19 protein-coding genes and 4 pseudogenes are annotated in these 21250 nt (G+C 58.8%); 12 read left to right on the top strand and 11 right to left on the bottom strand.

What is annotated here, in order from left to right; genetic code table 11:
- A pseudogene (locus ABIE33_RS32180) lies at positions 1-155 on the bottom strand (IS630 family transposase); the annotation flags it as partial.
- A gap of 114 nt (positions 156-269) precedes the next feature.
- On the opposite strand from ABIE33_RS32180, the gene ABIE33_RS32175 reads away from it, so the two are divergent.
- Positions 270-1307 carry an IS110 family transposase gene (locus tag ABIE33_RS32175; protein WP_429132610.1) on the top strand — a complete coding sequence of 346 codons (1038 nt, stop codon included), beginning with the start codon at positions 270-272 and terminating at the stop codon, positions 1305-1307.
- A 211-nt stretch (positions 1308-1518) separates the two neighbouring features.
- Here ABIE33_RS32175 and ABIE33_RS32170 read toward each other — a convergent pair whose 3' ends face one another.
- Positions 1519-2043 carry a helix-turn-helix domain-containing protein gene (locus ABIE33_RS32170; protein WP_429132609.1) on the bottom strand — a complete coding sequence of 175 codons (525 nt, stop codon included), beginning with the start codon at positions 2041-2043 and terminating at the stop codon, positions 1519-1521.
- 378 nt (positions 2044-2421) lie between these two features.
- Between ABIE33_RS32170 and ABIE33_RS32165 the strand changes: the two genes are divergently transcribed.
- Positions 2422-2718, top strand: coding sequence for a hypothetical protein (locus ABIE33_RS32165; protein WP_429132607.1), 297 nt, complete (start codon positions 2422-2424; stop codon positions 2716-2718).
- A gap of 794 nt (positions 2719-3512) precedes the next feature.
- Here the strand turns inward: ABIE33_RS32165 and ABIE33_RS32160 are convergent.
- From ABIE33_RS32160 to ABIE33_RS32150, 3 genes are read right to left on the bottom strand one after another with little or no spacing between them, the layout of a single operon-like run.
- A complete protein-coding gene (locus ABIE33_RS32160) occupies positions 3513-4550 on the bottom strand; it encodes an L-idonate 5-dehydrogenase (RefSeq protein ID WP_429132605.1) in 1038 nt (345 codons plus the stop codon).
- An 11-nt stretch (positions 4551-4561) separates the two neighbouring features.
- The gene (locus ABIE33_RS32155) at positions 4562-5329 is read right to left on the bottom strand and encodes an SDR family oxidoreductase (RefSeq protein ID WP_429132603.1); all 768 of its coding nucleotides are present in this window, start codon (positions 5327-5329) and stop codon (positions 4562-4564) included.
- An 11-nt stretch (positions 5330-5340) separates the two neighbouring features.
- Positions 5341-6540 (bottom strand): mandelate racemase/muconate lactonizing enzyme family protein, encoded by a 1200-nt coding sequence (locus tag ABIE33_RS32150; RefSeq protein WP_429132601.1) that lies wholly within the window; start codon positions 6538-6540, stop codon positions 5341-5343.
- Positions 6541-6685: 145 nt separating this feature from the next.
- Between ABIE33_RS32150 and ABIE33_RS32145 the strand changes: the two genes are divergently transcribed.
- The 4 genes from ABIE33_RS32145 to ABIE33_RS32130 are packed head-to-tail and all read left to right on the top strand — an operon-like array spanning position 6686 to position 10530.
- Positions 6686-7492: a GntR family transcriptional regulator gene (locus tag ABIE33_RS32145; RefSeq protein WP_429132598.1), complete on the top strand. Its 807-nt coding sequence runs from the start codon at positions 6686-6688 to the stop codon at positions 7490-7492.
- Between the two features lie 51 nt (positions 7493-7543).
- Positions 7544-8563, top strand: coding sequence for a TRAP transporter substrate-binding protein (locus ABIE33_RS32140; RefSeq protein ID WP_429132596.1), 1020 nt, complete (start codon positions 7544-7546; stop codon positions 8561-8563).
- A 60-nt stretch (positions 8564-8623) separates the two neighbouring features.
- The gene (locus ABIE33_RS32135; protein ID WP_429132594.1) at positions 8624-9205 is read left to right on the top strand and encodes a TRAP transporter small permease subunit; all 582 of its coding nucleotides are present in this window, start codon (positions 8624-8626) and stop codon (positions 9203-9205) included.
- Positions 9202-10530, top strand: coding sequence for a TRAP transporter large permease (locus ABIE33_RS32130; protein ID WP_429132592.1), 1329 nt, complete (start codon positions 9202-9204; stop codon positions 10528-10530). The genes ABIE33_RS32135 and ABIE33_RS32130 overlap by 4 nt, the downstream gene beginning before the upstream one ends.
- Before the next feature lie 18 nt (positions 10531-10548).
- On the opposite strand, the gene ABIE33_RS32125 is transcribed toward ABIE33_RS32130, so the two are convergent.
- From ABIE33_RS32125 to ABIE33_RS32115, 3 genes are all read right to left on the bottom strand, one after another.
- A complete protein-coding gene (locus tag ABIE33_RS32125) occupies positions 10549-10671 on the bottom strand; it encodes a hypothetical protein (RefSeq protein ID WP_429132590.1) in 123 nt (40 codons plus the stop codon).
- Between the two features lie 184 nt (positions 10672-10855).
- Positions 10856-11377 carry a hypothetical protein gene (locus ABIE33_RS32120; protein WP_429132588.1) on the bottom strand — a complete coding sequence of 174 codons (522 nt, stop codon included), beginning with the start codon at positions 11375-11377 and terminating at the stop codon, positions 10856-10858.
- 216 nt (positions 11378-11593) lie between these two features.
- Positions 11594-12034 carry a hypothetical protein gene (locus ABIE33_RS32115; RefSeq protein ID WP_429132587.1) on the bottom strand — a complete coding sequence of 147 codons (441 nt, stop codon included), beginning with the start codon at positions 12032-12034 and terminating at the stop codon, positions 11594-11596.
- A 629-nt stretch (positions 12035-12663) separates the two neighbouring features.
- On the opposite strand from ABIE33_RS32115, the gene ABIE33_RS32110 reads away from it, so the two are divergent.
- From ABIE33_RS32110 to nhaA, 4 genes and pseudogenes are all read left to right on the top strand, one after another.
- Positions 12664-12786 (top strand): hypothetical protein, encoded by a 123-nt coding sequence (locus ABIE33_RS32110; protein WP_429132585.1) that lies wholly within the window; start codon positions 12664-12666, stop codon positions 12784-12786.
- Between the two features lie 325 nt (positions 12787-13111).
- Positions 13112-13425, top strand: a pseudogene (locus ABIE33_RS32105) (integrase core domain-containing protein); the annotation flags it as partial.
- Positions 13426-13623: 198 nt separating this feature from the next.
- Positions 13624-14130: pseudogene (locus ABIE33_RS32100) on the top strand (DUF2062 domain-containing protein).
- Positions 14131-14328: 198 nt separating this feature from the next.
- On the top strand, positions 14329-15534 hold the full coding sequence (gene nhaA / locus ABIE33_RS32095) for a Na+/H+ antiporter NhaA (RefSeq protein WP_429132583.1): 1206 nt from the start codon (positions 14329-14331) through the stop codon (positions 15532-15534).
- 273 nt (positions 15535-15807) lie between these two features.
- Here the strand turns inward: nhaA and ABIE33_RS32090 are convergent, their stop codons facing one another.
- A complete protein-coding gene (locus tag ABIE33_RS32090; RefSeq protein WP_429132616.1) occupies positions 15808-17679 on the bottom strand; it encodes an ABC transporter ATP-binding protein/permease in 1872 nt (623 codons plus the stop codon).
- Positions 17680-17905: 226 nt separating this feature from the next.
- Here ABIE33_RS32090 and ABIE33_RS32085 point away from each other — a divergent pair, with 226 nt between their 5' ends.
- Positions 17906-18361: a hypothetical protein gene (locus tag ABIE33_RS32085; RefSeq protein WP_429132582.1), complete on the top strand. Its 456-nt coding sequence runs from the start codon at positions 17906-17908 to the stop codon at positions 18359-18361.
- Between the two features lie 187 nt (positions 18362-18548).
- Here ABIE33_RS32085 and ABIE33_RS32080 read toward each other — a convergent pair whose 3' ends face one another.
- Positions 18549-19904 carry a glycosyltransferase gene (locus ABIE33_RS32080; protein ID WP_429132580.1) on the bottom strand — a complete coding sequence of 452 codons (1356 nt, stop codon included), beginning with the start codon at positions 19902-19904 and terminating at the stop codon, positions 18549-18551.
- A gap of 148 nt (positions 19905-20052) precedes the next feature.
- A complete protein-coding gene (locus ABIE33_RS32075; protein ID WP_429132579.1) occupies positions 20053-20355 on the bottom strand; it encodes a hypothetical protein in 303 nt (100 codons plus the stop codon).
- A 632-nt stretch (positions 20356-20987) separates the two neighbouring features.
- Here ABIE33_RS32075 and ABIE33_RS32070 point away from each other — a divergent pair.
- Positions 20988-21248 (top strand): annotated as a pseudogene (locus tag ABIE33_RS32070) (chloride channel protein); the annotation flags it as partial.
- Between the last annotated feature and the right edge of the window lie 2 nt (positions 21249-21250).

The raw sequence follows: 21250 nt of genomic DNA, 5'->3' as shown, positions 1-21250 counted from the left end.
AGCTTCGGGCAGATGGCGCCAAAAATGTAGGCTGATCGGGTCCGCTGGTCGTGCGGTGCTGACGGTCGCGTCCCACGCCTGGCCCAGCGGCGCGTGATCTTGTTCTTCTGGCCCACCCGAGCCTCGTCTTGAAACCAGATTTCTATTCGCTTGCCTTTGGCGGCCCCGTTGGCGATCTCTGCCACTGCGGCGGGGAAGTTATGGAATGGCTCGCCCCTCCCTCCGGCGTCGTGCATTTTGCATGACGGGATTTAACAAGGAGCAGAGCAATGCAGATAGCCGTGTTAGGTATCGATCTTGGAAAGAACAGTTGCAGCGTTGTCGGAGTGGACGAGCGCGGCCAAGTCGTGCTTCGGCGGCGGTTGCGCCGTGAGGGTGTTGTCAAACTCGGCTCAACCCTACCGTCCTGCATAATGGCAATGGAAGCGTGCTGTGGTGCCCATCATGTTGGTCGGCAGTTGCGGTCTCAGGGGCATGACGTTCGGCTTATGTCACCCGAATATGTTCGTCCGTACGTGAAGGCTCAGAAGAACGATGATCGCGACGCGGAGGGAATAGCAGAGGCAGCCACGCGTCCGACCATGCGTTTCGTTGACATCAAGGAGGAAGAGCAGTTGGACATGCAGACCCTCCATCGTGCGCGTGACCGTCTCGTCGGAGAACGAACTGCTTTGATCAACCAGTTGCGAGCGATCCTTTTGGAGCGCGGCATTACCGTTCCACAAGGTCGTCGTAAGCTGGAGATCTGGCTGGACTTGGACACTGACGAAGAGAGGCTTTCGCTCAGCCGCCGCACGGTGGCCCTCATCGCAGATATGCGGGCACAGTGGAGTGAGATGGATCGCCGCATTGCCGCTTTTGACCAAGAATTCAAAGTCTATGCCCGGTCTGATCAACCATGTCGCCTCTTGGGCACAATCCCCGGCATCGGGCCTCTCAATGCGACTGCGTTGGTAGCGACAGTTGGGGATGCGCGGACCTTCGGACGCGGCAGAGACCTGGCAGCCTGGCTAGGCCTTGTGCCGCGGCAGATGACAACCGGGGGCAAACCGAAATTGCTCGGCATCACGAAACGGGGAAATGGATATCTGAGAAAGATGCTCATTCATGGTGCCCGAGCCGCGCTTCCCGTGCTTTCCAAATCCGCCACACCTCTTGGCGAATGGTTGTGGGCGCTACTTGGTCGCGCCCACAAGAATAAAGCAATCGTTGCACTTGCTGCGAAGTTAGCGCGGATCGTCTGGGCTGTTTTACAGAGCGGCCGTCCCTACAACAATAACGGCTTGGAACCGGTGGTCCAAGCATAGTCGCCAACGATCGCTGCCGGCGGGCGCTGCTGAAGATATCTGCATGTGGTTGTGAAGATGGCCTGACTGTCGATCGGTGTTCCGAAATCCTGGTTAAAAAAATGGCGCTAGCCGCCGAGGAAGTTATGAGGATCGGAATGCGCGAAGCTCCATCTTGGCCAGGGATTTGCCCTGAGACCGGATACGTTGGCGCAGACTGTTTAGACATCTATCAAAACACTTGCAGACGGGGCGAGCCATACGTTTTTTTAAACTCCTCAATGGCTTGAGGGTCCTGTGCAGGATGTTTTGGTCTGGCGGCCAGCTTGCGGTAGCCCATTGCACGCACCTCACGGCTCAGCGTTTGTTCGCTCACCGAGACGCGAAACTCTTCCCAAAGCCATTGGACGAGATCACACAGACGCCAGCGCACGACACCATCGAGGTAAGGCGTCGGCCCGCGTTCGAGGGTCTGCGCCAAGGCAGCGCGCTGGCGATCATTCAACCGAGACTTTGGACCGGGAGCCTTGCCATTCATCAGACCGCCGGGACCATGCGCGTTGAAGCGCATGACCCAGTCCCGCACGATCTGAAGAGTGACATTGCCCAGACGCGCCGCATCCGAGCGCGAACCGCCGTCATAGATCGAGGCAAGGGCCAAGAGACGCCGTGCCTGCGCAGCATCCTTTGTCTGGCGCGCCAGACGCCGCAGATGCTCCCCATCAAAATCCAATCGCAATGAAATCGCTGAACCCATCGCAAAACCTCCGGTTTGCACCAGAGATTCAGATTCATCGCAGTTTGGGAAGCCCGTGAGTCGAAGTCAGTGAGGTGCCGTATTAGTGGGCAAGGTTGCCTCATCGTGCAGCCGCAGGCTTTCCTAGCGCTCACCTTCCTGGCGGCCGCCCACAGGGCGACCGTTGGTCGCTTTAAACGGAGACGAGCGGAGGCGGCGAGCCGCAGCGCGCAGCGTCCCCTGTCACAACTCGTCTCTCTTCGGTGGCAAAACTGTTGATATGTTCCGAGTTAGGGAACATGCCTCGTGCAGGAAAAATCATAGCGGAGTCCACGTTGAGAGAGTTTGTTTGTGATACCCGGAGATCTCAACGTATTCACGGGAATGGGAGGCATCATCATGGATTTCTTGACTATTTTTGCTCAACTAGTCGGCGGAGCCGTCGGAGGAACAGCGAGCGGAAAGTTCGTAAAAGACTTCGATCTTGGTAGCGTGGGCAACATCGTGACAGGGTCGATTGGCGGCCTTGGCGGTGGCGCAATCCTCGGGGCGCTGGTTGGAGGTGCGGGAGACGATGCGACCACGGGGCTAAATATCGGAACCCATATCGGCCAACTCGCAGGCGGCGGCGTGGCGGGAGCAGTCCTGCAGATCGTCGTGGGGCTGATGAAGAACAAGTTTGTCAGTTCTCGGTGATCCTAGGCCGACGTCTAAAGACGGCCGCTGTGGCGGTAAGTTTCAGCCTCCTGCCATGTTCTGAGATCTTTAGCGACTGCCGAAGGCCATGCTTGCCAGCTTTGTCCCGACTGCAGTCAGATCGCCAGCAAATACCATTGCATCATTCGGCTGTGGCTGCGGTAGACATCGGCACCTTGCCATTTACCTCTCATCCATTTGCGACGCGGGCTCGCCGGACCAAGATGTCCAAACTGGGCAAAACGGCGAGGGGCCCTTTACACCATCGAGTTAACCTCTCCAGCCTATCAGCCTTGCCCGCTTATACGCGGCCTCCTTCGCCGCTTCGACACTCTCGTATATATCCGGTAACTCATACGTAGCGCCTCGATAGGTAAATGATGCTGTTCGCGTAATGTGGTTGAAATGAACCCATGGTTTTTCCTGTTGCGGGTCGAGTTGACTGTTCATCGAGCCTGACCTCCCCGGCGCGGTTGGCGAGAGCCGGCACGGCACAGTCAGGCTCCTGCGATTGAACGTGTCACTGTGCGACGTGTCACTGTGCGCTAAAGACTGCGGCGCCGGCCAGTCGGCCATCCTCTACAATTATGGATATGGTAGCATAAAGCTCTCGGCTCTCGGCGATCGGTGCTTGGTTCTAGTGCGCTTTCGCTGGGCATTCGCGCGGACCGCAGCTGGGCAGGGCACATGAAGCGGACAATGTTTTCGGCGATCACGTGAAAAGAACGCCGAGATTGAGATCTTTAGCCGCCCGGTTCATGCCCAGTAATCGACTGTGCCCGATGGGCTCGCGTTCAACGAAAATCGATCTGCACCTTCATGGATTGGCTACGGTCTCCGGCAAGGTCGAAGGCCTCGATGACGCGGTCGACAGAATAGGTGTGACTGATCAGCGGTGAGAGGTCGATCCGGCCGCTGCCGATAAGATCGACGGCTTCAGCGAACTCTGTATCAAAGCGGAAGCTTCCAACGACGGTAAGTTCCTTGGTGACGACAAAAGGCAAAGGGAAGGGCATCGAGCCACTCAGCCCGACGGCGACCAGTATCCCGCGTGGTCTCAGGCAATCAATCGCGCTCGCGACCGCCGCCGGGTGACCGGAGCAGTCGAAGGCGACGTCAATGCGGCCCCTGCCAGCCTTGTAGGGCGAAAGGCCCCCGGCCTCGGGATCGTTCAGCACGACTTCGTCGGCACCCAGCCGCTCCCCGGTCGCGAGCGGCGCCTCCACGACATCGCAAGCAATGACACGCCGGGCGCCGGCAAGACGGGCGGCAGCAATGGTCAGGCAGCCGATCGGCCCGCATCCGAAAACAAGCACGGTCTTGCCCAGCACCGATCCAGCCTGTTTAACGGCGTGGAGGCACACCGCGAAGGGTTCGGCAAGGGCGGCAAGCCCAGCAGCGACGCCGCGGCCAACGGGATGAAGGAGATCGGACCGCACAATCATCGTTTCGCGGAAGAGGCCTTGCGCGTGGGGAAATCGCATTGCGCTGCCCCGGAATACCATATCGTTGCAATGGTTGCGCAAACCCCGCTGGCATTCCTCGCATTGTCCGCAGGGCATCGACGGATTGATGGCCACCAGATCTCCCGTGGCGAGGCCTTCGACACCCTTGCCAACGGCGGCAACCACGGCGGACGCTTCATGCCCCAGGATCATCGGCTCTTTTAGGCGAACAGTGCCGAACCCGCCGTTGTGGTAGTAGTGCAGATCGGAACCGCAGATACCGCCGGCAGCAATGCGAACAAGCACCTGGCCTTCATCGGGCTCAACTTCCTCGGGCCGTTCCTCAAGGCGAAGATCATGGGGAGCGTAAGCAACAACTGCGCGCATGGCATTCCCTCTCAAAGAACCGACAGCATGCCGCCGTCGACATAGATCATCTGGCCATTGACGTAGTCGGAAGCTGCCGACGACAGGAAGACAGCGGTTCCCACCAGCTCCTCCGGCCTGCCCCAGCGCTCCGCAGGCGTTCGAGCCTTGACCCAAGCGTCGAATTTGGGGTCGCCGATGAGTGCTTCGTTCATGTCGGTCAGCATATAACCTGGGCCGATAGCATTGGCCTGGATTCCGGATCTGGCCCATTCAGCGGCCATGCCCTTCGTGAGCATTTTCACTCCGCCCTTGGCGACGGTGTAGGGAATGACGGTGGCGCGCGCCAGTTCACTGGTCAGCGAGCCGATGTTGATGATCTTGCCGCGCCCGCGCGCGATCATGCGCCGGGCTGCTTCTCGGCCGATCAGAAAAGCGCTGGTGAGGTTCGTATCGATCACCCGCTGCCAATCGGAAAGCGCCAGTTCGACTAACGGCTGGCGATGCTGGATGCCGGCGTTGTTGACGAGAATGTCGATTTCCAGGCCCGTCGCATCGAAGCGCTCGAATGCCGCTATGACCTCGGCCTCGCTTGTCACGTCGAACGCTGCCTCATGCACGGTATAGCCGTCGCGGCGCAACGCGGCGGCCGCCGTTGCGACCACCGCTGCGGAACGGCCGTTGAGAACAAGGTGAGCGCCGGCGTCACCCAGTCCCTTGGCGATCGCCTGGCCAAGGCCGCGTGTGGAGCCGGTCACGAGCGCCGTGCGGCCGGAAAGATCAAAAAGGGTATTTGTCACGAGCGGGCTCCTCACAGTTCGGACTTGCGGTAGATGAGATCGGAGCGATCGTAGACCGCCGGCAGGAGGTCGACGCCAAGACCTGGCCCATCCATCGGCAGCACGTAGCCGTCCCTGATGGTCGGAACTTCGGTTACCAGTTCCTTGTACCAGCCAGTGTAGAACGCGCGAACCGATTCCTGGATCAGCGTATTGGGCTGGCTGAAAGAGGCATGGATTGCTGCTGCGAACCCAACGGGCCCGGTGCAATCGTGCGGGGCGAAAGGGCGATGGTAGGCGTCGGCGAGAGCGGCGATCTTGCGGCCTTCAGTCAAGCCGCCAGTCCAGCACAGATCGACCATGGCGATGTGGATTGCGTCGCGCTCGAGCATGTCCTTGTAGGGGAAGCGCGAGCCGAGCGTTTCGCTGGCACAGACCCAAACGTCTGTCGATGCTGCATACTCCGCCAATGCCTGCGGCGAGTTCATGCGGATTGGGTCCTCGTACCAGGTTGGTGCGTAAGGTTCGAGGGCACGGGCGATTTTTTTGGCGGTCGGCAGGTTCCACAGCGAATGGAACTCGACCATGATTTCTATGCGGTCGCCAACGCGCTTGCGGATCTTCTCGAACGGCTCGATAGCCTTTTTCAGCTGCTCAGCCGAAATGTAGAGGCCGCGATTCTCTTGCGCCGCCGGATCGAAAGGCCAGATCTTCATGGCGGTGATACCGCTTTCCAGAAGATTTTCCGCCAACGCGCCTGCATCGGTCATGAATCCGGCGAGATCTTCGTACGGTCCCTCGGCCGCGCCAAGATTCCAGGTGTCGACCGGACGGATATTGTTGCTCCGGACATAGCCGTAACCGGCACAGGTGTTGTAGACGCGCAGCTTGTCCGTGCAAAGGCCGCCGAGCATTTGATACACCGGCTGGCCGCAAACCTTGCCGAACAGATCCCAAAGCGCGATGTCGATGGCCGAAGCGGCGCGGTATTCAGCGCCCGTCGAGGACTGGGCGACGGGCAAATCCGTCATGATCCGATTGAGCGCTTCCATGCGTAGCGGATCTTGTCCAAGCAGGCGGCCCGCCAGCGTTTCATGGATGTGGGCCTCGACCGCGCCGGCACCGTAGAAGGTTTCGCCCAGGCCGATCGTTCCCTCGTCTGTGAGGACGCGGACCCATAGAACGTTTGCGAACTCTTCGGTACGCAGCGTTTCCAATCCAATGACTTTCACCTGTTCCTCCTTGGATGTCGCCGCCGCTCGTCGGCTGGCGGACCGGCCTGCGCGGATTTTGAGAAATCCCGCAAGCTGCAATTGACATATTCTGATATTCTGTGAAATATCACATGAGATTTGCAATAGAGCCTAGGAACGTTTTTTGCAAGAGGCGACGCTGGTGAAGAAAGTTGGAGCAGCGCACAACGTGCCGGTCGTCGCTGAAGGGGGCTGGCCCCTCGAACAAAACCGCGACCTGACGGCGATCGCCTATGAGCGCATCGAGGAGCACTTCGTTGCCATGCGGCTTGCGCCTGGCGCCGAAATCCGTACCCAAGACCTGCAGGCATTGGTCAATCTCGGCCGAACTCCGGTCCACCAAGCCGTACGTCGCCTGGCTGCAGAGACGCTTCTGGAGATCCGTCCCCGTAACGGGCTGCGGGTCGCTCCGATTGACCTGTCACGCGAGAAGCGTCTCTCCGAGCTGAGGAGCGACCTCAACCGGTTTGTCACCGCAACAGCGATTCGCAACATGACCTCCAACGACCGCGCCGGACTGCATTACCTGCGGCGCAAACTGGTCACCGAGATTGACACGATGACAGTCGATGCGTTCAACGCCGTCGATAAGTCATTTGACCGACTTCTCATCCGCGCCTCCGGCGAGCGCTTCCTGGAGCGCGTCCTGAGCCCGCTCCATGCGATCGCCCGCCGCATCGGCTATCTACACATTACCCAAATCAGTGGCCATGACGGCGTTGTGGAAAGCGCTGGACGTCATGTCGCGATCATGGATTTCATACTTGCAGGTGATGAGGGGAAAGCCTGTGCCGCATCCGACGAACTGGTGACATACAGCGTCGGGCTGCTCCAGCAACTTGAAGAGCAGATAGATCCTGCGCTTCTCGACGTTCGCTTCTCAATTGAGCCGAGCAGGGCTGACGGGGAGGCGCCTAGGCAACCCATCTAACAGTGGGGTGTTCGTTCAAACGAGAATTCAGTTATCCAAGGGAGGAATAGCATGAAACGTTTTCTCATCGGTACGACATTTGCGGTGGTTGCGGCCATTGGACTTGCCGGCACGGCGCTCGCTCAAGAACTTACATTCCGCTTCCAATCGTCCGATCCGGCCGGCAATCCTAATTTCGAATATCAGAAGGGCTGGACCGATCTCGTCGCGGAACGGTCCGGCGGCAAGGTGAAGATCGAGCTTCTACCCGTCGGTTCGGTCGTCGAGTATAACGAGACGCTCGATGCCGTCGCGGGCGGCATTCTTGATGGCCAGATTTGCGACTCCTCCTACTGGGCTGGCAAGGACCCGGCTTTCGGCCTGATATCCAACCCCGTCGGTGCTTGGTCCGATCCGGCGCAGATGATCGACTTCGTCGAAAATGGCGGCGGCAAGGAGCTCATGCAGGAGTTGCTTGGCTCCTATGGCCTGCACTTCATCGGCGTCTCCACGCCCGGTCTCGAGGCCTTCGTGTCGCGTGTGCCCCTCAATGGCGTGGACGATTTGAAAGGCCTCAAACTGCGCGCGCCGGAAGGCCCGATCGCTAATGTGTTCGCGGCCGCTGGTGCTGCACCTGTCAACCTGCCGTCATCGGAAGTCTACACCTCGATCGATAAGGGCGTGGTCGACGCCGCCGATTATTCTGTGTTTTCGGTCAACCAGGCACAAGGGCTGAACGGTGTGGCCAAACATCCGGTCTATCCGGGTTTCCACTCGCTGCCGCTTGTCGAAGTGTCGATGAACAAGTCGAAGTGGGATGCCCTTCCGGACGACATCAAGAAGATGTTCGAGGAGACCGTCAAGGAGTTTCAGCAGACCCAGATCAACGGCCTGAAGGTGGCCGACCAGAAGGCTGTCGAGGAAGCTACGGCGGGAGGCGAGATCACGGTTCACGACTGGTCTGCGGAGGAGCGGGCCAAGTTCCGCAAGCTTGGGGTTGCGGAATGGGAGAACATCGCGAAGCGTTCCCCAATGGCGCAGAAGGTGTTCGACACCCTGACGGGATACCTGAAGGACAAGGACCTGCTTTAATCAAATCCCACGCGGCGGCCCTTGGCGGGCCGCCATTTTCTCGTGCCAAGGGAGAGGGGCATGACAAAAGACAATCCTGTTTCCGACCAAGTGGAGACAGTTATCGGCGGTGAGATCGCGACGGCTGTTCCCGAAGCTGGTGTGCTCGGTCGCCTCGTCGACAAGCTGGGCTACGTTTTCGCCGCCGGCATCGTCCTCGCAGCGCTCATACTGCTGATGGAAGTGTTTCTCCGGTACGTGTTTAACAAGCCGACGATCTGGGCACACGAGATGACTGTCTTCCTTTGCGGGGCGTCTTTTATTTTCGGCGGCCTCTATTGCACGTGCCGGAACACCCATATCCGCGTTGTCCTCCTCTACGATCACTTTTCACCGCGTGTGCGTCGCATCGCTGACATTCTCATCTCGCTCGTCAGCGCGCTGGCCAGTGGCTTTTTCGCCTATGCCGCCTACCACATGGTAGAGCGGGCGGTGGTGATGCCCTCCGGAGAGATCCGCCTTGAAACAACGGGCAGCGCCTGGAGCCCGCCGACACCGGCGCTGATCAAGATTTTCATTCTGGTGGTCATGATCCTGCTCGTCGTTCAGTTTCTCGTTCTCGCCGTCAACTATGCGAAGCGTGGCGCAAGGACTAATCGATGACCGAATTTTTCGATTTCAGCATCAACCTGCAAGCGCTCGGCATCGGTTGGGGCACGGCGCTCATGTTTGCGATGATGGTTGCGTTGCTGCTTTCCGGTATGCCTCTTGCGTTCGTGACGCTCCTTGTTGCACTGATTTTCGCGCTCGGCTGGTTCGGTCCCATGTCGATCCCGCTGATCACCAGCCGCGTCTACTCGTTCGTTATGAACTTCGTTTTTGTCTCTGTGCCGATGTTCGTGCTGATGGCGGCGATCCTAGACCGGTCCGGCATTGCTCGCGATCTGTTCGATGCTATGAAGCTCTTTGCCGGTCGCATTCGCGGCGGCGTCGCTGTGCAGACCGTCTTCGTCTCGGTCATCCTAGCCGCGATGAGCGGCATCATCGGCGGCGAGATCGTGCTTCTCGGCCTGATCGCTCTACCGCAGATGCTCCGCCTGGGCTATGATCGGAACCTTGCCATCGGCGTCGTCTGTGCGGGCGGATCGCTAGGCACGATGATACCGCCGTCGATCGTGCTGATCATCTATGGCTTGACAGCCAACGTCTCCATTGGTGACCTCTTCACCGCAGCCTTCCTGCCGGGCTTCATGCTAGCGATGTTCTACGTTGCGTACATCCTTGCCCGGGCATATCTGACGCCACAGGTCGTACCGGCGGTCGATCCAACGCCAATCCCGACTGAAGAAAAGCTTCGCCTCCTCAAAGGCCTCGCTTTGCCCATACTCGTGGTGTTCATCGTTCTGGGCTCCATCTATGGGGGCATCGCCTCGGTGACGGAAGCCTCCGCGATCGGTGTCGGTGGCGTCATCCTCTCGACCGCCCTGCGCGGTGAGTTTTCCTATGGGTTGCTTCGCGGGGCGGCTATGCAGACACTTTCGACTGTCGGCATGATCGTCTGGATCGGCATCGGCGCTACCGCCATCGTCGGCGTCTATAACCTGATGGGCGGCGTGAACTTCGTCTCCGGCATGATCACCGGCATCTCCGACAATCCGACGGTGATCGTACTCGTGATGATGCTGATCCTGTTCGTACTCGGGGCGTTCCTCGATTGGGTGGGCATCGCGCTCTTGACGATGCCGATCTTCGTGCCGATTATCAAATCACTCGGTATGGACCCAGTCTGGTTCGGCGTGCTCTTCTGCATGAATATGCAGGTGTCTTTCCTATCCCCACCCTTCGGTCCGGCGGCATTCTACCTGAAATCGGTCGCACCGCCCGGTATCACGCTCGGGATCATCTTCAAGGCTCTTGTACCCTTCATCATGCTCCAGATCCTCGCGGTTGGACTACTGATCGCATTTCCAGGCATAACTGGACGGTGATCGACGGTGCTTCACTCCTCAAAGCGTCTCGATCACGAGTTGCGTCACTAAAGCAATGACCAGCCCTGTGAATGCTTCAGCGGCTCCAAAGCCGACCTGCTTCTTTTGGTGCCAACGCGCGCCATCCCAATCGTAGTCCATCTGCCTGCTCCGCTTGGTTACCGTAAAAAAGTCAAGGCATTAAAGCCCACGAGAAAAGCCGCAACCCGGGTCTGTGGCAACAGGAAGAAGCGTGCCTCTTTTGGGTTAATCTAAAGTTGCTCATCGAACGGACGTATTCGCGCTCACTTGCCAAATGCATCCCACGAAAGCGGTGGCGCCGCCGTCAACGAACCAGTCGCGGACTGGTCAGGGCGATGAGCGCAAGCACTTCTTCTTCAATGGCCCAACACTGGTATTCGTACTCAGCCAGCAAGGTGGCCTCTGTGTTCCCGCTATCTCGCAGCTCATCGCGTTTCATGACGGCCACCCCATAGCTCTCTAACAGACCGCACAACGCGGGATACGTGAACTGGGCGAGTTGAATGCGCTGCCGTGGCAACCGCAACATCATATGCGCTCGTCCGATCTTCTCTAAATCCATTGTTCCACCTTCAGTCATAGCCCCGAGGAATGTGTCGCCCAGCATCAAGAAGGTAGCAACATGAAGCGACCCATACATGCGGCGCCCTTGGTGTTCGTCAAAGACCTCACAGTCGCGGGGAGGGGATTCCTCGGCTGTTGTCCATTGCTTCGTCTCTGGCTCTTTCGTTGACTTCACTTTCATCGCCCGGTGTAACGGCGCAGAAAAGTCCCTGGCACAGCGCGTTGTCTGCTTGAGCCGGAAAACCTGAAACCAAGAGGCCAAGGCAAAGACTCCACCTCCCCCCTGAGTGTCACATCTCAGCGCAGCGCATTCGCACGACCGCGAAGAGCCGATCAACACAAGCAACCTTAGTCCCTCCTGGTCACGCCAGATTAGCGATCGCAAAGGTACGGATCATGTGTGCCACGCCCCTGAGGGCGGCGTCCCACATAGTGATGCTGGTTGCGCGAGGCTCCCAATTGCCACGGTGATGGGTTTTCAGCGAAAGATTAGAAGCGCATCCCATAGCATTCCAATCAGGCCGGGGTGTGGTTTTGCCACATCGCGAACGCGCTCAGCTGCTGCGTCCGCACGCACCGTTACGCCCGAATGACAGCTACAGACAATATAGTGCAGTTGGCAATCGGTGAATTCAAAGAACCGTTTCGCTTCGCCGTAACTGTCATCCGCTAACCCCTCCCCACGGAACACGGGGTCCTCAAAGGCAATGGTGATCGGGGAGCCGTCTTCTCGCATTTCATCGCGGATGATGTCAGGCTCGTATTCAGTTTCCTGAAGCGTTGCGAGGGCCCGATCAGGATCTTGCTCCAAGAGTTCCGCCCATCGTGCAATGCGCTCGTCCCGCGTCATTGGGCAGCGAAGCGCATTGGCGTGAATGCCAGCAACGGTATGGAGTTCGTCGCGTGTATGGTGTCTCATCGTCGATTCCTCCGTTCTCACATGTTGCAATAAAAGTATCGCGCTTTGGACCTGTTTGGGCAAGCCAGCAGAGCCGGATCAGGTTGCCGTGCGGCCCCCGCCTCATGGCAAGGTTATGTGCCCGGCACCCCCATCGCCCATGGCGCGCAACCGAAGCCGCCTATCGAATGCATACGGCAAGCAATTGCCGCGGCGGACGCCAATAACTGCGCTCCCCATAATTGATCACCGCTCTTGCGCCAACCGACCCAGCTACTGCCTGAACAGCCGGATCCTGCGAGAAGGATCGTTGTCCGGCACGGGCATCACGACGCCAGCCAGCAACAAATCAGATCCGCCCTAACTCTTGGGTGACGGGAGGCGAACCCACGGTAATCGCCTTTCTTGGCAGGGCTCCGCCTATCTTCAGTTTCTGTGCGGGTGTGGTGCCGCCATTTGGCAAGAACCGATTGCGCATGAGGTCGAGACTGATGCGATGGTCACGGGGGCCGCCAGGACCTAATCTCTTCGCCGGCCGGCGCCACAAAACCACAGCCCATTTCGTGACCGATTGGCGGCACTCACGCAGATGTCGATAATATCCATTCGCGTTTGCTTTATAATGCAGGCGTCGCAATGGAGGATATAAGATGAGGCATCCCAATAGAACCACCCGCCAGCTTTACTGGGAAAACCTGGGTGTTGACGCATTCCGAAGCCTGGTCGTCGCCCTCCCGATTGCCGCAATGGTCGTGATCATTCTTGGGCTCTAAATGTGAACTTTCAGGAGGTGGTCCATTCGGGCCGCACCGAATGACCATCCACAAGAATGCCCGCTTGACGCCGTTGCGTCGAGAGAAGATAGCGGCTCACCGCTGTTGAAAACCGCCTTTCCAAAGTCAATGCAGGGCGTGACGGTGAAGGTCTTGAGGCGCTGGGACGAGCGCTTCGTTGTGAAGGCGCATCGTTCGTCTCGACCGTAGAGGAGCTCGGCACAGATCCCGGTAACGGCTGCCGACGAGACAGCGACGTTGCATCGCCGGCGGCTGACGGGCAAACATATCGCCAGACAGACGGGCGTGTCGTGTGCGTCGCTACGAGCGCGTCATGACCGGCAAAGGGTCCCGCTACCGGTCCAAAGCGTTCGCCAAGGCTTGCCGCAAGCTTGGCCTGAAACACATCGCGCAAAACCCTACACGCCAAAAACCAACGGCAGGGCCGGGCGCTTCATCCAGACTGTACTCAGGGAATCGGCCTGTGCCGTCGTATACCCAACATCAGACCATGGCGCCGCCGAGCTGCCTGCCTGGATCCGTCGATACAATTGGGACAGGCCGCACGGCAGCCTAAAGTCTCAAACGCCAATCAGCAGACTCGGCTCGGCGGAGGACAACCTGTCGAGGTTCCCCTGATTTGGCGGAAAAGATCGCGATAGTCATTTTCGTCCATATTCCGTGCCGACAAAAACGAAGTTTGGATAGCGCTACAAGTTCCTCGCTTCCGTTCCTATCTCTGGTGCCAAAATGCGCGCGGACGTGAGTTCCAATCGCAGCGCTCTCGATATACCGTCGGTCGTAGATCCAAGCGCTCACACAGCGGAAGGTCAAGGAATGCTATTTGGAAGACGGAAGCCGCCCTCACTGGCTCAGCGGATCCGTACTGCGTTTTGGCCGCCCAAGGGAACCTCACGGTCCGTTCGGTATATTGCCATTCGCGTACTTCGACTGAAAGCGACGCCCCATGCCGTTGCGGCAGGGGTCGCCGTGTACTGACGCCCGTCTTGGGCTTTCACTTCATAATGGCGTTTTGCTTATTTTCATCTTGAGAGGCAACATGGTCGCGGCGGCACTCGGGACGGCTTTTGGGAATCCGCTGACCTTTCCGCTTATTTTGCTGCCGCTTACCGGACTGGCGTTACCTGTCGGGTGGCCAACCTGTTTTTCCTGCTCCGCCAGCTCGATTTTGGACCGCTTTGGGATCCAATCCTAAAACCGCCTCTTATCGGCGGCCTTCCGCTCGCCGCCCTTTGCGGCGCGGCCTTTTATGTATTGACATGGCAAGGCGTTCGCTTGTTTCAGCAGCACGGAAAGCGGCGGACAGTGAGAACCCCGGGATAGGCGCTACCGTGATATTCTAGAGACAAAGGCGGATGCCCAGCCTTCTGTTCCTAAGAACGATTAACCTACTGCCGCACCCGGTTTTTGGCAAAACTGTCAACTCCCACTATAACAAACGGTGTCGTGTGCTGCGTGCGTCAGGGTATCACCCTATTGTCGAAAACCTTGAAAACCCCTTGTCACGAAGGACGCAGAGGCATGTCTTCTTCACCGCTCGACGGCCGCAAGCGCGGCCGTACGAACGCCACCCTCCGCCAGTTTTTGGATAATGAAGCCTCCGGAGGCCTGGTCCTGATGGCGGTGGCGATTCTCGCCATCATCACAGCCAACTCGCCCCTCGCCGGGACCTATTTTGCCGCGTTGCATGCCTACATCGGTCCGTTGAGCCTGCACCACTGGGTCAACGACGCCTTGATGGCGGTGTTCTTCCTGCTTGTCGGCTTGGAGATCAAGCGCGAAATGCTCGACGGTCAGTTGTCGAGCTGGAGCCGCCGCCTGTTACCCGGCGCTGCCGCCGCAGGTGGGATGATGGTTCCGGCCTTCATCTACATCGCGTTCAACCTCGAACATCCGGTCGCGTTGCGCGGCTGGGCAATTCCGACCGCCACCGACATTGCCTTCGCGCTCGGCGTTCTGTCGCTGCTCGGCTCCCGCGTGCCAGCTTCTCTCAAGATCTTTCTCGCCGCCCTCGCCATCATCGACGACCTCGGCGTGGTGCTGGTCATTGCGCTGTTTTACACCGCCGAACTCAACCTGTATGCGTTCGGCGGCGCAGCGGTGGTCGCCGCCGCTCTTGCACTCCTGAACTGGCTCGCCCTGACGCGCCTGTCGCCCTACCTGCTGCTCGGTGCGGTGTTGTGGGTGCTGGTTCTGATGTCAGGTATCCATGCGACGCTGGCGGGCGTCATTCTCGCCCTGACCATCCCGCTCAAGCGCACCCCCGGCACGCCGGAGCCGTCGCACGCGGCCTCGCCTCTGCACAAGCTCGAACACGCGCTGCACAAGCCGGTGGCTTTCGTGATCGTGCCGATTTTCGGGTTCGCCAACGCCGGGGTGTCGTTCGCGGGAGTTACCCCCGCCGTGTTGCTCGAACCGCTCACCCTTGGCGTCGCCGCCGGGCTGGTCTTCGGCAAGCTCATCGGCGTATTGGGGTCGGTGGCAGTGCTGGTCAAGTCCGGCTTTGCCGACCTTCCGGCCAGGGCGAGTTGGAGCCAGACCACCGGCGTCGCCCTGCTGTGTGGCATTGGCTTCACCATGAGTCTGTTCATCGGCCTTCTCGCCTTTGACGATCCGGCGTTGCAGGACCGGGTCAAGTTCGGGATTCTTGCGGGGTCGCTGGTCGCCGGATTGGGCGGGTATATTATCTTGAGGTTAAGCGGTCGTAGAGTCGCCAGACCTGTATAAGTGGTGGCGGCGTTAGCCCAGCCAGCCGATCAGACCCGCGACAACAAGGCAATCTGAACGATGGCTACGGCAGCCAGCGTTATGCACACGAGGATCATTCTGCGGCCCTTGAAAGGCATGGGTCGTCCCTTCCGGTGTTCATCACTCTGTTTCGCAGCCAAAAATACCTGCATAGTCAACCCTACCGCGATCGGTAACCCGAGCCCATATCTAGTCACCAACGGAGTTGCGCCCATCGTTCGGCTCTCCCATCGTACGTTCCTCGCCATGCGCTCAATCGAGCGGCCGCTTTCCAGGGCGCGGTTTCACGCGCGCGGGACCGACGGGGCGGCGTTTCAGGTTCGATAATGGCGTCTTCGTCACCGTGCCCTCAGTGATGGAGAGCACGCTGTCGAAGAATTCTTCACCGTTTGAGGATTTCGGGGGCGTGGCGTCGTGCATGACGCTGATTACCGACGCCCCCGGACAATTGTCCCGGATGGCCTCGTGAAAAGCAACCGTCGCGTCGATATCGAGCGCACTGGTCGGCTCGTCGAGAAGCAAGAGCCCCGGACGCTGCAGCAAGATTCGCGACAAGATGAGTTTTTGCTTTTGGCCGCCGGAAAGAAGCTGGTCCCAGCTTTGATTGTCCCGACCCTCTTGGGCAAGATGGCCGACTAGACTAGCAAGATCGGCTCTGATCAGCGCCTCGGCGGCTTCGGCGTCCGAATGAGCCTCAACGGAATCGTGAAGGCTGATCAGTGCCTTTAGCGAGATCGGCGGCAACTTTACGTCCTGCGCGGCATAGAAGGTCCGCATGTTCCTGGGCCAAATGATCATGCCGCGGCCATGCGGCCAAAGACCGTTGATCGCCTTAAGCAACGACGACTTGCCGCTGCCCGATTCGCCGACCAGCAACGTCCACTCGCCACGCCCGACATGGAGGTGTCCGGTTGAAACGAAGGGCTCGTCATGGCCCGGATGCATCAACTCGAGATGCTGGATCATCAAACCAAACTGCGGATCCTGTTCCGCATAATGTAACTCTGCGTGGCCAGTGCGGGCATAGAAAACGCGCGGCTGCTGCACATCCTCGATTGCCTTTGCAAGGTCGGTTATGCGGACTGCGTTCGCTCTTAGCCTTGCTATGTCCGGCATCACGTGGATGAACCATGAACAATCGTTGATTATCGCGTTCGCAAGCTCGGCACCCGTGACGTAGGTTTTCAGGCTGATCCTGTTCTCGACGTACGGGAGCAGCCCAGGCGCGTAGGCGACGACACGCGAGGAGAAGAAATTGTAGACAAGTTCGAACCCCATATATCCTGCGGCAAGAATGTTGAGACTTGCCCAGGCTCGGTCGATGTCGCGATAGCGCCGCCTGTGGATGCCCTTCTGTGCTGCCTCGCCGCCGGCGGCCGCCACGTGGAAACTGCGGCGAAGAAGCGTGGTCAGTTCGCGGCGATAACTGCCCTCGGCCCATTGCATTTTGACGTCCAGCCTTTGCTGGATCGCTCCGAGCTTCACGGCCAGCAAGGTGTTGACGGGGACGTAGGCTACGACGACTGCAACAGTCAGGCAGGCGCTGGCGTAGCTGCCGAGGAACTCCAGTCCGCTGACTTCGGTCGAAGTTTCGATGATCTTGCCGCCGACAAACAAGAGCGACAGGATCACCCCAGCGATACCCATCGCCAGGCCTATGGCCCCGCCGGTCACGCCCTTGATGGATTCCTGGATACGCTGATCGACATTGTCCGGTACCCCAGCTGCGGACGGGATGGCCTCCATGACGCCATGCTGCAGGTGAAAATGCGTGTGATTGCGATCGAGCAGCGCGTCGTTAAATCGCTGGTCAAGCCAGGCGCGCCATTTGCGATGCAGGCTTGTCGAGAAGAAGTGGCGGACCGCAGTGAAACCGACTTCTTTAACGACGACGATCGAGGCCAATGTTGCCGCGCTTGCCAGAATGGCTCTCAACGTCGTTGGGTTGTCTGGATGGTGAAGAAACGCGATTGCACTGACAAGTTCGCCCGATGCCTCAGCGAACCAGACGCTGGCCATCGCAGATAGAGCGGTGAGAACGATGATGGCCGCTGCCAGGCCCCAAGCCTCGTACCAGCTTTCGGAAAGCCAATAAGCGCACATCAGCCCCCAAAAGCCGCGCATTGACGACACGGGGGTCAACTGCGGCTGCACTCTCCCGTTGCGGCTCCGCCAGTGCAAATTCTCCTCCCGAGCTCACTACCTGTGATCAGGTCACCCATTCGCCGAGCGATTTTCCCGAAACGGGCCCGGCGGCTAACCTCTATCGTAAAAACAATCTCAGCAATATCTGCATCTTGCGGGCCGCTGCTTGAGCCTGTGCCACGAATCGCCAGCGAAGGACACGGACATGAGCGGATCATGGTTGACACCGCTAATTTTAACGTTCCCTGCAGTGAACCGGCTCTACAAGGGATGTTCGTGTCGTTTAGGGTGCACCAACGGATGGGCTGAACCCAACCTCGACACCGCGGTTGACGGCAAAGGGCGGCAGCTCCTCCTGCTTTTGTCGGACGGCCAGATGAGCGACCGCAAGCCTGCACATCTTGTGGTCTGCGCCCTGCCGTCGCCTCCCACATTAAAGGCCCCGGCGGTTGGAAGCGTCAAGGTGCCAACCCCGGTTCTGGCCACGCCCTCGGTCATCGCGCTTAATTACGGTTCCGACGAGACCTTCAAGTCCTTTGTGTCGGCCTGGGGAGAGTACAACCGCCGCATCGGCAACAATCAGACATGGATCGTCAAGAGCCTTGAGCCTTTTGGCATCACCCTTGAAGATATGCCGGTCGGTTTCGGTTTCGGCGGCTGACGACGGTGACCTGCTTAGTTTTGCACCAGCCGCCTGAGCAGGTCTTGAGGGGCCGCGGCACACTATGTGTTTTGTCGCCTTCTTGAGGATGACCGAGGTTGTAAAAAGCCGAAGCCGGTCATCGCGACAAACCTTTGCAGGAAAGCCGGGGGGGCCGACGAGAATCGGTGCGAAGTTACCGCGACGATCAGGTCCGGTGTTCGGGTTTTGCAGGTTGACGCGTGAAGGTCTCCAGCAGACGAACTGCCTCGCGCGCGCCGCCCTCGGCCCTCATCCTGCATCCAATCTCCTCTGCCTTTGCACGCATGAGGGGCCCATTCATGGCTTTGAGCGCCCTGGCAAGCGTCTCGACGTCGAGTTCTGCGCGCGCAAGCGGCGCCGGTCCAACACCGAGTGAAGCGACGCGGTGCCCCCAGAACATCTGATCGCCGAAGAAGGGGCATATAGTGCAGGGTATGCCGGCGCGAAGCGCTGCGGCTGTGGTTCCCGCGCCCCCGTGATGGACTACGGCATGAACACGGCTGAAAATGATGTCGTGGGGGAGTTCCTTTACGATAAAGAGTTCGTCGCACGGTGGGGGTGTTTCGATCGCGCCGCCGCCTGTCGCCAAGAGCCCTCGCATACCATTGCGCCGCAATGCCTTGACGATCACATCGGTCAACTTCGAGGGGTCTATGCCTGGCATGCTGCCAAAGCCCACATAGACCGGCGGTGGTCCTGCCGAAAGAAATTCGTCCAGATCAATGCCAATCACATCCTTTGAACTCTCAAGGTTCCAGGTGCCGGTTACGTGCACATCCGGCCCCCAGTCCTCGGGAACAGGGACCAGATGCCGGCTGTAGCCATAAAGCGTCTGGTCGGGAAAAGGCGTTCGGTTGGGACGCACAGAAAGCCCAAGCCAATTTTTTCGCCATTCGCCAATCTGCTTTGAAAACAGCCCCGCAGCGAGCTTCGCCGTCAGAATGTGGCTGGCCCGGTTAAGTGGTCCAAGCGACCGAAACGGCAACATCGGGCTCGGGAACGCCGACGTCGGCGTCAAAATGGGAAGCGGTGAAGCAAGCACCGAAGTGCAATGTAGCCGCTCGGCCATATGCGGGGAGGCCAGGGACTTAGGGTGATAAACGATGAGATCCGGAGCGAATGCGTGTGCGGCGAGCCATTCGGCCTCAAGCATCTTGCGAATGTGCGGCCGGATTTCGCCCAGTAGTTTGAAACCGGCCAGCGCTGCCGCGCCACTGGCGATCGCATTTTTGGACTTAGGCGCGTCCAGAAGGCTCAAAAGATCCCCCGGCAACGGCGCGAAAGGAACTGCGTGGTCAAGTACAAACCGTTCGAACTGCTGCGGGCCAGCAAGCTGAACTGTGTGTCCTGACGTTTGAAGTGCCTTTGCAAGCGCAAGGTAAGGCTGAATATCGCCTCTTGTTCCGAAGGTGTGAATTGCGACACGCATGGCATGGTCCCTGGAACTGTGAGGATCGACCAGCGCAGCAATGGAAATCAGCGCCGCTTTATCTGGAATGCTTTCCTCCGCGACATTTCCCATGGCATACGGCAAGCCTGCAGGAAAGCCACCTATCTGAGCTTCGAAGCTTTCGCTTACTTTTTCACAGGCTCCGTCCAGCCAAATTGGCAAACTGACGAGGTAATCACTGGAACTTGGCGCCAATACCGATAGGCGGCCATAGTGCCGATCAGAACGCCAGGATGAGCAGTAACAGGTCGGGCAATACCTCGCCGAGAACTGCAGTCTCACTGCCGGCGGTAACGACCGCCTCGGTGCTCGCCTCGGTGGCGACACCAGTCGTCGTCGCAGCACTCTCGCTCACCTCGGAGCCTGTCGAGACTGAAAGGCTGGCCTCCAATCCGCCGGATTCACCCTCGGTGCTGTTAACCACGGACGTTGAGGTGGACAAGGTTGTGGCCGAATTTGGCCGCACGTTCATTGAAGGAAAGCATGCCGTTCTCTTTTGTTTTGAATCGTGGTTGAGTTTCATGGTTTCTACCGAGACGCGTCAGTACGACCACGCCGGGCACAGGCGATGCTAACGAACGCCTCTAGCGAGTAGGCGCTCCTGCGATGCAATTTTCTGAACCTCGGCAATCGATATCGGCGGGCTCATTGATCAGCGATGAAGGCGATTTGACATTCGGCTCGGCACGCCGAGCGGCACTATTCGTCAATGCAGATTGGCGTCTTCAGCCCGACAAGAGGTGTTCTGCGGCCGCCGCAGGAAGTGTTGCGGGCGTCAACAGAATACACGTTATGGTTGGAGCATATGCGGAGTTGTGCTAGTTCGAACCCTCAATTTCTAGGGGCACTCGCGGGTATTCGCCGATATGGCGTATTTGGCGGAAAGGCCGTCCCGCTTTAATACCGTCTCAGCGCGCCGGCGGGACACGTCGTTCTGGACTGGCTGCTTCGATGGCGGCCAGCGTGAGACTGAACACACAGGTATGTTCCTTCGGCAGCTCTCGTATCAATCAATCCACCAATCTGTAGCAATTTGGTTGTTTATCGTGCTCAGGCGGAGTGCTACGATCGAGATCCCAGACCGATTTTTTGGATCGACACGTCCCTTTTGTCGAGGCGTCACGAACGCGGCTACGCCACTCCGGCCCTTGTTTCGTGGCAGCAATCCTAGGTAGGGCCGACTACTTTGCCGGCGTGGTCCAGGCACCGATGACAGCCTTCATCATTATCCTCGAAAATGACGGGCAATCACGAGGGTGTTATCTCCATAATGGCAGTTTGCATGATTGGTGATGTCACACGCGTCTACTTTCGCGCGAACCCCTTTACCACGGACTTTCGCGGGTCTTCATCGCAGCAACGATCCGAGCCCGCCGGTCGGTTGACAAACATACCAATGCGCACGTCAGCGAGTAGAC

Origin of the sequence: Ensifer sp. 4252, assembly GCF_050434565.1 — a bacterium.
Taxonomy (GTDB): domain Bacteria; phylum Pseudomonadota; class Alphaproteobacteria; order Rhizobiales; family Rhizobiaceae; genus Ensifer.
The sequence above is the reverse complement of the archived record's forward strand: the minus strand, read 5'-3'. Positions and strand labels throughout refer to the sequence as shown.